We start from the raw sequence: 8065 nt of genomic DNA, 5'->3' as shown, positions 1-8065 counted from the left end.
CCAGTGGTCCACTCTTCAAAGTGGACCACTGACTCACCAAAAGGCGGCTAGGATTGTATCCTAGCCGCTTTTTTATCTTACCAATGAGTTTTCTGGCCGCTGAAAATGGCTTGTAATTCGGTCAGTGTCAGGTTTTTCAGCTGACTCTGAGCCGGGTTGACCACCACCACGATGCCATCTAAGGCAAAGGTGGCGTGCCCGACCTGACTAGCCTCGCTAGTCGTCAGCTCCCGTGACAGCATGCCGATATCGGCGGTGCCATCTAGGGCCGCAGTGAAGCCGGCCGTCGATCCGTTAGAAGTCACATTTATCTTAACGCCAGGATTGAGCTTCTCGTAACGCTCGGCTAGCTTTTCAATGACCGGCGTCAAGGAAGTCGACCCAACTAAACTCAGCTGGCCCTTGTGGCCACCCGAACTGTAGTCATAGGTGCCGGCCGCCTGCTCCTGCCAAGTCGCCTTGCTGCCGGGGCTGATATAGCCGGCGCTTTCTACCATGGCCTGCCCCTCACGCGAGAAGACGAAGGACATGAAGTCTTGACCCAGGTCGCTCAACCCATCTTCTTTCCAAGCTAGGTTAAAGGGCCGGGCCAGAGGATAGGAACCGTCACGCACTGCCTCAGCGCTGACCGCCACCCCATCCAAGCTCAGGGCCTGGATGCTGTCGTTGAGGGAACCAAAGGAAATATAGCCGATAGCCGCCGGATTGCCTGCCACCACCTGGAGGACGCCGCCCGTCGTATTAAGGACATCGGCTTCCACGGTGATATTGTCGTCGCCTTGGGCATCTTGGACTTTAGCCAATTCCACAAAGGCCTGGCGCGTTCCAGACCCCGCTTCCCGGCTGACCACAATAATGGGCTGGCCGCTGACCGAGCTAGCAGCAGCTGCCTCTACGCCAAATGGCCCAAGGGCACCAGCTAGAAGCCCAGTCACTAGAGTCGCCAGCGCCCACTTAAGGCGTCGGCTCCCCCATTTCTTCTGCATAAACATGATCTACTAGCCTCCTAGTTGAGCTCGACGATTTCGCCCGTGTTGAGGAAGACTACCCGCTCACAAATGTTGGTCACGTAGTCGCCAATACGCTCCAAGCTGCCGGCCACGCCCAAGTAGTCAATCCCGGCCGGAATCAACTCCCGTTTGCGCTCCATGCGCTCAGCCGTATCGCGGTAGACCGCCTCCAGCAATTCATCAATTTCCTCGTCCATGAGAGCCACCTTACGGGCCTTCTTAGCGTCACGACTGATGTAGCTGTCCAAGGCGTCCGCAATCATCTTCTCGGCCACTTGCGCCATGCGGGCTAGGTAACCCTTAACCGTCTGGCTTTCTTCGTCGTGGTCTTGATTGCGCAGGGCGATAGTCCCGATCGAAACCGCGTGGTCAGCAATGCGCTCTAGGTCGATGCTGACATGAAGAACGGCGAAAAGCATACGCAAGTCCTGGGCTACGGGTTGCTGCAAAGCAATAATCTTGTGAGTATCTTTTTCGATTTCGGCCGTCGTCGCGTTGATTCTCAGGTCATCACTGAAGACTTCGTGAGCCAACTCGGTGTCGCTTTCGATATAGGCTTGGGTGGCCTTGTTGACTGAGGTTTCAGCCGCCTTGCCTAGGTCTAAGAGCTTGTTGTGTAAGGCTTCTAATTCTTGAACATAGTTATTACGCATAGGTCATACCTCCTCTAGATTAGCCGAAGCGGCCTGAGATGTAGTCATTGGTCCGTTGATCGTGTGGATCGGTAAAGATTTGGGCCGTGTCGCCAAATTCCACTACTTCCCCTGATAGGAAGAAGGCCGTCTTGTCCGAAATACGGGCTGCCTGTTGCATGTTGTGGGTGACAATCACGATAGCGTAGCGGTCCTTGAGTTCCTGGATCAAGTCTTCAATCTTGTTGGTTGAAATAGGGTCCAGAGCAGAAGTCGGCTCGTCCATGAGTAGGACCTCGGGGTCGTTGGCGATGGCTCTGGCAATACAAATCCGTTGTTGTTGCCCCCCTGATAATTCAGTGGCATTAGAATGCAGCTTGTCCTTAACCATATCCCAAATCGCCGCCCCCTTAAGGCTGTTCTCCACAATTTCATCCAGGACTTGGCTGTCCTTAATGCCGTGCGTACGTGGTCCATAGGCGATATTATCATAAATAGACTTAGGGAAAGGGTTGGGTTGCTGGAAGACCATGCCTACTTGCTTACGCAGTTGGGTGACATCATAGTTCTTACTATAGATATTCTTACCGTCCAGCTCAATCAGCCCTTCTACGCGGGCGCTAGGCACCAAGTCCTGCATGCGGTTAAGGGTCTTAAGAAAGGTAGACTTACCGCAACCTGATGGGCCGATAAAGCTGGTCACGACCTTGTCTTCTAGTTGCATATTGACGTTTTTTAGGGCATGAAAATCTCCATAATAGAGATTGAGATTGGTAACATTAAACTTGTATGGCTGAGTCATCTTAATTTCCTCCTCGGCTTAAGCGACGCCCAATATAGCTCGATAAGCCGTTAATTGCTAGTACTAAGAGAATAATGACGGTCCCGGTCGCGTAGGCTTCCTTAAGGTGAAGCCCTTCTGACGAGAGCACGTACATGTGTAGGGACAGGGTCCGAGAACTGGACATGAGGCTGGATGGCAGACCGGTCGCCGACCCTAAGGTAAAGAGCAAGGCGGCCGTTTCCCCGACAATCCGCCCGACGGCCAGAATGACCCCTTGCAGAATGGCTGGCATGGCCACAGGCAGGACGACGGTGAAAATGGTCCGTAATTTGCCGGCACCTAAGGCCAAACTCCCCATACGCAGGGAATTATCGACCTGGAGCAGACCTTCTTCCGTTGCCGAAATAATAATGGGTAGGACCATAATGACAATGGTTAGAATCCCGGCCAAGAGCGAAAACTGGAAGCGTAGGTAGATAACGAAGAAGAGCATGCCGAACAAGCCATAAACAATGGACGGCACGGCAGCCAAGGTGTCCGTAGCCAGACGAATGACTTTGACTACGCGTGATTTGCGGTCAGCGTACTCTACTAGGTAAAAGCCGGTAAAGACACCAATGGGGGTGGCAATAGCCAGCGACAGGCCGACCGTAATCAAGGTCGAAATCAAAGCCGGCGTCAAGGACAGGTTGTCCGTCGTGTAGTCCCAGGCGAAGAGACTAGGCGTCAAGGCACCCAGCCCGTTCCAGACAATAAAACCTACAATGAAGGCTAACATGCCCAAGGTGAAGGCAGCCGAAGCATAGATCAGCCACTTAACCCAAGTAAGCTTAGACATTAGCGTTTACCTCCTTTGTTTTTAACCCGGGTGAAGAAGAGGTTAATAATCAGAATGAAGACGAAGAGGACCACAGCTGTGGCGATTAAGGCTTCCCGGTGCTGGCCGGTTGCGTAGGCCATTTCCATGACGATATTAGTCGTCAGGGTCCGAACCCCTTGGTTGAGTTCTGTAGGAATCCGTGGTTGGTTACCCGCCACTAGGATAACGGCCATGGTTTCCCCGATGGCTCGGCCAATCCCGAGGATAATGGCTGACAAAATACCGTTTTTAGCAGCTGGCACCACGACCGTCAGGATGGCCCGCTCGTGGGTGGTCCCTAGGCCGATGGCCCCTTGATAGTAGGACTTAGGCACATTGCGAATGGCTGATTCCGACAAGCCAATAATAGTCGGCAGAATCATAATGCCTAGCAGGAGCGAGGCTGTCACCATATTCATACCCGACCGGCCCATCAGACGGAAGAAAGGCACGAAGATTTGGAGGGCGAAGAAACCATAGACAATGGAAGGAATGGCCGCCATCAGGTTAATGGCCGACTTGGCATAGCGATAATAGCGTTTTGGACAGTAGAAGACCATGTAGACGGCCGTCAGGACCCCAATAGGCACCCCAATCAGGATAGCACCTCCTGTGACAATCAGGGAACCCACAATCATGGGCAGAATGCCAAATTCAGGCTGACTGGCCGTTGGCCGCCAGTTAGTCCCAGTCAGGAATTCCCAGACTCCCTGCCGCAGAATAAAGGGCAGACCGCCGGAGAAGATAAAGTAAAAGATCAGGATAATAGATAAGACCGAGATCAAAGCCGAAATCAAGAAGACATATTTCATGACGGTCTCACGTACATCACGTTGCATAGTGGTAACTCCTATAGTATTAATTCAAATATGCGAGGTCTAGACATGCTAACTCTCCTCCATTATACACAAACTTGCGCTCGCTTGCCTAGCGGGACGAAGCAAATTGTGCTTAAGTCAGCACAAGAAAAGGACCGGAAATTACCTTCCGGTCCTTTGGCTTAGTAATAGTAATAGCCTAAGTCGTTCTGCTGTGGCATGACGAAGTGATAGCCCTTCTCCTTGAAGATAGGGATGAGGACATCAATGGCTTCCACCGTGGAGATGTGGGTATCGTGCATGAGAATCACCGACTTGGGTTGTAGGTGACTCAAGACCTGCTCGATAATCATGTCCTTGTCGTGGCTCTTCCAGTCTTCGGAATCCACATTCCAGACAATCGAGGTCATAGGTTGCAGGAGGTCTACAACCCGTTTACCCCCACTCCCGAATGGTAGGCGATAGAGGGTTGGGGTGACACCCGTCGCTTCTTGAATGGCTTCTTGGGCGTATTGAATTTGCTTCTTAACCCCTTCATCCGACTCCTTGGCCATGTCTGGGTGGGTATAGGTGTGATTGCCGATTTGGTGGCCGGCATCTCGCACCTTACGAGCAATTTCAGGATACTTCTCGACGAAGCCCCCCATCATGAAGAAGGTGGCCTTCACCTGGTGCTTGTCTAAGACTTCCAGTAACTTCTCTGTCACTTCTGGGCTCGGCCCATCGTCAAAGGTCAGACTAATCAGTTTACGGTGGTCAATAGCAGAGCCCGACAAGCCGTCTGCTAGGCTAGCACAAGACCAGAGGGCCTCGATGCTTTCCTTGGATAAATTATCGTCGGTAGCATTTTTGGCTACTGCCTTGGCGAAATCCTTAGCCTTATCCTTGAGCTGGTCACTCAAGTCCTGGGCATCGGTATGAGCTTCAATCTTTTGGATATCTTGCTCGATGGCCTGAAGAGTAGCCACGTTAGTGTCCACCGTCGCTTGATCGACGGTCGTCCCCAAGGACAAGTCGCTAACCGCTGCCGTCACCTTATCTTTCAAGCTAAAGACTTGATCAGCCTCCGCAATCAGTTCTTGGATGGCTTGGCCTAGGGCATCTTGCTTACCTACCTTGCTTACCGCTTCATTGCTAGCTACAGACTTAACTGTCTCAGCCGTCACACCCTCGGCTAATTTTGCCTGGTGGTTGACTTGGCTACCTTGAATGAGGGCCTGGTCGCTAGCATAGAGCTGGCTCAGGGCTTGAATGGCTTGGTAACGGGCTTCTGCCGCTTGATAGTCTTGCATAAGTCGGTAACCAGACCAACCTCCCAAGGCTTGGACCTTAGACTTGGCCGCCTCTAACTTGCTGGTCGAGATATCTTGAGCCAAGAAGTCCCGTTGCTGGTTGAGGTAGAGGTCCTGAATAGCGTTTTCGGCTGCTTGGATGCTCTGGCTTGAACCCCCGCGAATAAGAGGGAAAGCCACCCAGGCCAGCACTAGCACTGCGATAGTTCCCGCTAAGATGGTCAAGCCCGTCCGGGTTGCCCGTTTTCTCAAGGCCGCTGGATCACTGGCAGGGCTGGGACTGGTCTCTTCTGAAGGTTTAATTGGATCTTGCTTGCTTACTTGTTCTTGGTCTGACATGTCAAATCCGTCCTCTTCAACAATAATTTTTGACTTAATTTATACAAATGGTGCAACAATCCGTAAGACAGCATCCCATAACATACCAGTCAAGGTATTGCGGGTATCTGCCAGGGTGATTTGGCGAGCTTGGGCTTGGGTGGCTAGGAAGTCCGCCTTGATAGTTGGAATCACTGGATGATCGTATAACATAGCGCTCAACTCAAAGTGCAGATAGAGGGAGCGGTAGTCCAGGTTAATGGTCCCCACACTGGCCAAGCGGTCATCTGCCACGAAGGTCTTGGCATGGAGGAAGCCAGGGCTGAATTCATAAATCTTAACCCCTGCTTCAATCAAGGGACGATAGTAAGAACGGGTCATACGGAAGACCATCTTCTTATCCGGAATACCTGGTGTCATGAGGCGGACATCCACCCCACGTCTAGCCGCCAAAGTCATAGCCGTCTGCAATTCATAGGAAATAACCAGATATGGCGTATAGATATAGACATAATCCTGGGCAATATTGAGCATATCGCGATAGACATTTTCACCTAGGGGTTCATTGTCCAAAGGTGTGTCGCCATATACTTGGACAAAGCCCTGAGCAGGATTGGCTAGTGTTAACGCCCGTTCCGCCAGGGTGTCCTCTTTGAAGGTCTCATAGTTAATGTCCTTCTTAGGATAGAAGGCATTCCACATATCCAGGAAGAGGGTGGCCAGACTCCAGACACCTGGCCCTTCTAGGCGGATCAGGTTATCCTTCCAATAGCCAAAACGTTCGATTTCATTAATATATTCATCGGCTAGGTTCATGCCACCTGTAAAGCCTACCTTGCCGTCGACGACCACAATCTTACGGTGGTCGCGGTTGTTAACGGCTAGCGAAATCACCGGCGTAAAGGGATTAAACTGCAGGCACTTAATACCGATAGCCTCCATTTGAGCGACAAAGTCACTCGGCAAGGTGGTCAAGCAACCAAAATCATCATAGATCACGCGAACCTCCACTCCTTGGTCAGCCTTTTGCGCTAAGACTTCGAAGACCTGATCCATGAAGAGGCCTGGATTCATAATGAAAAATTCAAGCAATATATAGCGTTCCGCCGACCGCAAAGCCTCCAAAAGAGGCTCCAAGGCCAACTCACCTGCAGCATAGTAATCTACTCGGGTATCCCCATAGACCGGTAAATTAGAGGTTTGTTCAATATAATAGCTGAGGCTAGCCATACGGGAATCCTGCTCTAACAGGTGAGGATAAGCCCCTGACACAGCTTGGGCATAATCCTTGGCCACTTGGTTGGCTACCTGGGCTGCCATGTGTCGGCTAGGCCGCTTATTTCCGAAGAGGGCATAGAAGAGCCCACCGAAGATAGGCAAGAGGCCCATCAAGATAATCCAGCTCATGCGATAGGCTGGGTTTTCGTTCTTACGAATCAGATATAGGGTCATGATGACCGTGAAAACCCGCAAGAGGGCGTCCAGTACCAAGGAGTAATCGATGATGTTGAGAAAGACCGTGGCAAACCAGACTAGCTGAATCAGAATCAGGAGGGTCGTCACCAGGGCCCGCCCAGTAGTAAAACGACCTCGGAGTTTTTTAATCACAATCTCCCTCCTCTGCTGCCTTGCTAGCAAAGTAGTCAGCCTCAACCGCCTCCCAATGCAGGCGTTCCTCCTGACCTAAGGTCCGAATGATGCGAGCCGGGTTACCTGCCGCCAGCACATCAGCCGGCAGGTCCTTGGTGACAACAGAACCTGAAGCCACAACCGTGCGAGGGCCAATGGTGACACCAGGATTGCCCACTACATTGCCACCTAGCCAGCATTCATCGCCGATGGTGATAGGTTTACCAAATTCAATAACGCGGTTGCGGACCCCAGCATCCAGGGGATGGGTCGCCGTATAGAGGCTGACCCGAGGCCCAAACATAACATTGCGGCCAATGGTAATCGGCGCCACGTCCAGCATAATACAATCAAAGTTGGCATAGAAGTACTCACCCACCGAGATATTACAACCATAGTCCACATAGAAGGGAGACTCAATATGACAACGCTGGCCAATTGCCGCGAAGGTCTCCTTGAGAATCTGATAACGAGCTTCCTTTTCCGTCCGCGACAAGGCGTTATAGCGCTCCATCGCCAAACGCCCCTTTTGGCCCAATTGGCGCAACCCCATGTCTGATGGATTATAAGCTTGCCCAGAAATCATTCGTTCATATTCGCGCATAGTCGTATCCCCCTTCTTAAGCTACTCCCTTCTATTATACCCGATGACGCCCCTTTGAAACAACTCCAATCACCAAAAATGTGCGCTTAAATGCACACTTTGGCCCCTCTCGCCTACCT

General features: G+C 51.7%; 8 protein-coding genes. All 8 read right to left on the bottom strand.

The genetic code is table 11. The annotated features are described in order from the left end of the window. Positions 1–77: 77 nt before the first annotated feature. Positions 78–992 carry a substrate-binding domain-containing protein gene (locus HMPREF3093_RS07485; protein WP_070756366.1) on the bottom strand — a complete coding sequence of 305 codons (915 nt, stop codon included), beginning with the start codon at positions 990–992 and terminating at the stop codon, positions 78–80. 14 nt (positions 993–1006) lie between these two features. Then, positions 1007–1663, bottom strand: a complete 657-nt coding sequence (gene phoU / locus HMPREF3093_RS07480) for a phosphate signaling complex protein PhoU (protein ID WP_070756365.1) — start codon at positions 1661–1663, stop codon at positions 1007–1009. 19 nt (positions 1664–1682) lie between these two features. Further along, a complete protein-coding gene (pstB, locus tag HMPREF3093_RS07475; RefSeq protein WP_070756364.1) occupies positions 1683–2444 on the bottom strand; it encodes a phosphate ABC transporter ATP-binding protein PstB in 762 nt (253 codons plus the stop codon). Position 2445: 1 nt separating this feature from the next. Next, a complete protein-coding gene (gene pstA, locus HMPREF3093_RS07470) occupies positions 2446–3264 on the bottom strand; it encodes a phosphate ABC transporter permease PstA (RefSeq protein ID WP_070756363.1) in 819 nt (272 codons plus the stop codon). Further along, positions 3264–4124 (bottom strand): phosphate ABC transporter permease subunit PstC, encoded by an 861-nt coding sequence (gene pstC / locus HMPREF3093_RS07465; RefSeq protein ID WP_070756362.1) that lies wholly within the window; start codon positions 4122–4124, stop codon positions 3264–3266. The genes pstA and pstC overlap by 1 nt, the downstream gene beginning before the upstream one ends. Before the next feature lie 161 nt (positions 4125–4285). After that, positions 4286–5734 (bottom strand): polysaccharide deacetylase family protein, encoded by a 1449-nt coding sequence (locus HMPREF3093_RS07460; RefSeq protein ID WP_070756361.1) that lies wholly within the window; start codon positions 5732–5734, stop codon positions 4286–4288. A 39-nt stretch (positions 5735–5773) separates the two neighbouring features. Further along, positions 5774–7321, bottom strand: a complete 1548-nt coding sequence (gene cls / locus HMPREF3093_RS07455) for a cardiolipin synthase (protein ID WP_143227685.1) — start codon at positions 7319–7321, stop codon at positions 5774–5776. Beyond that, a complete protein-coding gene (locus tag HMPREF3093_RS07450; RefSeq protein WP_070756360.1) occupies positions 7314–7946 on the bottom strand; it encodes a sugar O-acetyltransferase in 633 nt (210 codons plus the stop codon). Before HMPREF3093_RS07450 ends, cls begins: the two co-directional genes overlap by 8 nt. Positions 7947–8065: the final 119 nt, after the last annotated feature.

It is taken from the genome of Abiotrophia sp. HMSC24B09 (assembly GCF_001815865.1).
Lineage (GTDB): Bacteria > Bacillota > Bacilli > Lactobacillales > Aerococcaceae > Abiotrophia.
Note: the sequence above shows the minus strand (reverse complement) of the source record. Positions and strands in the feature narration are given on the sequence as shown.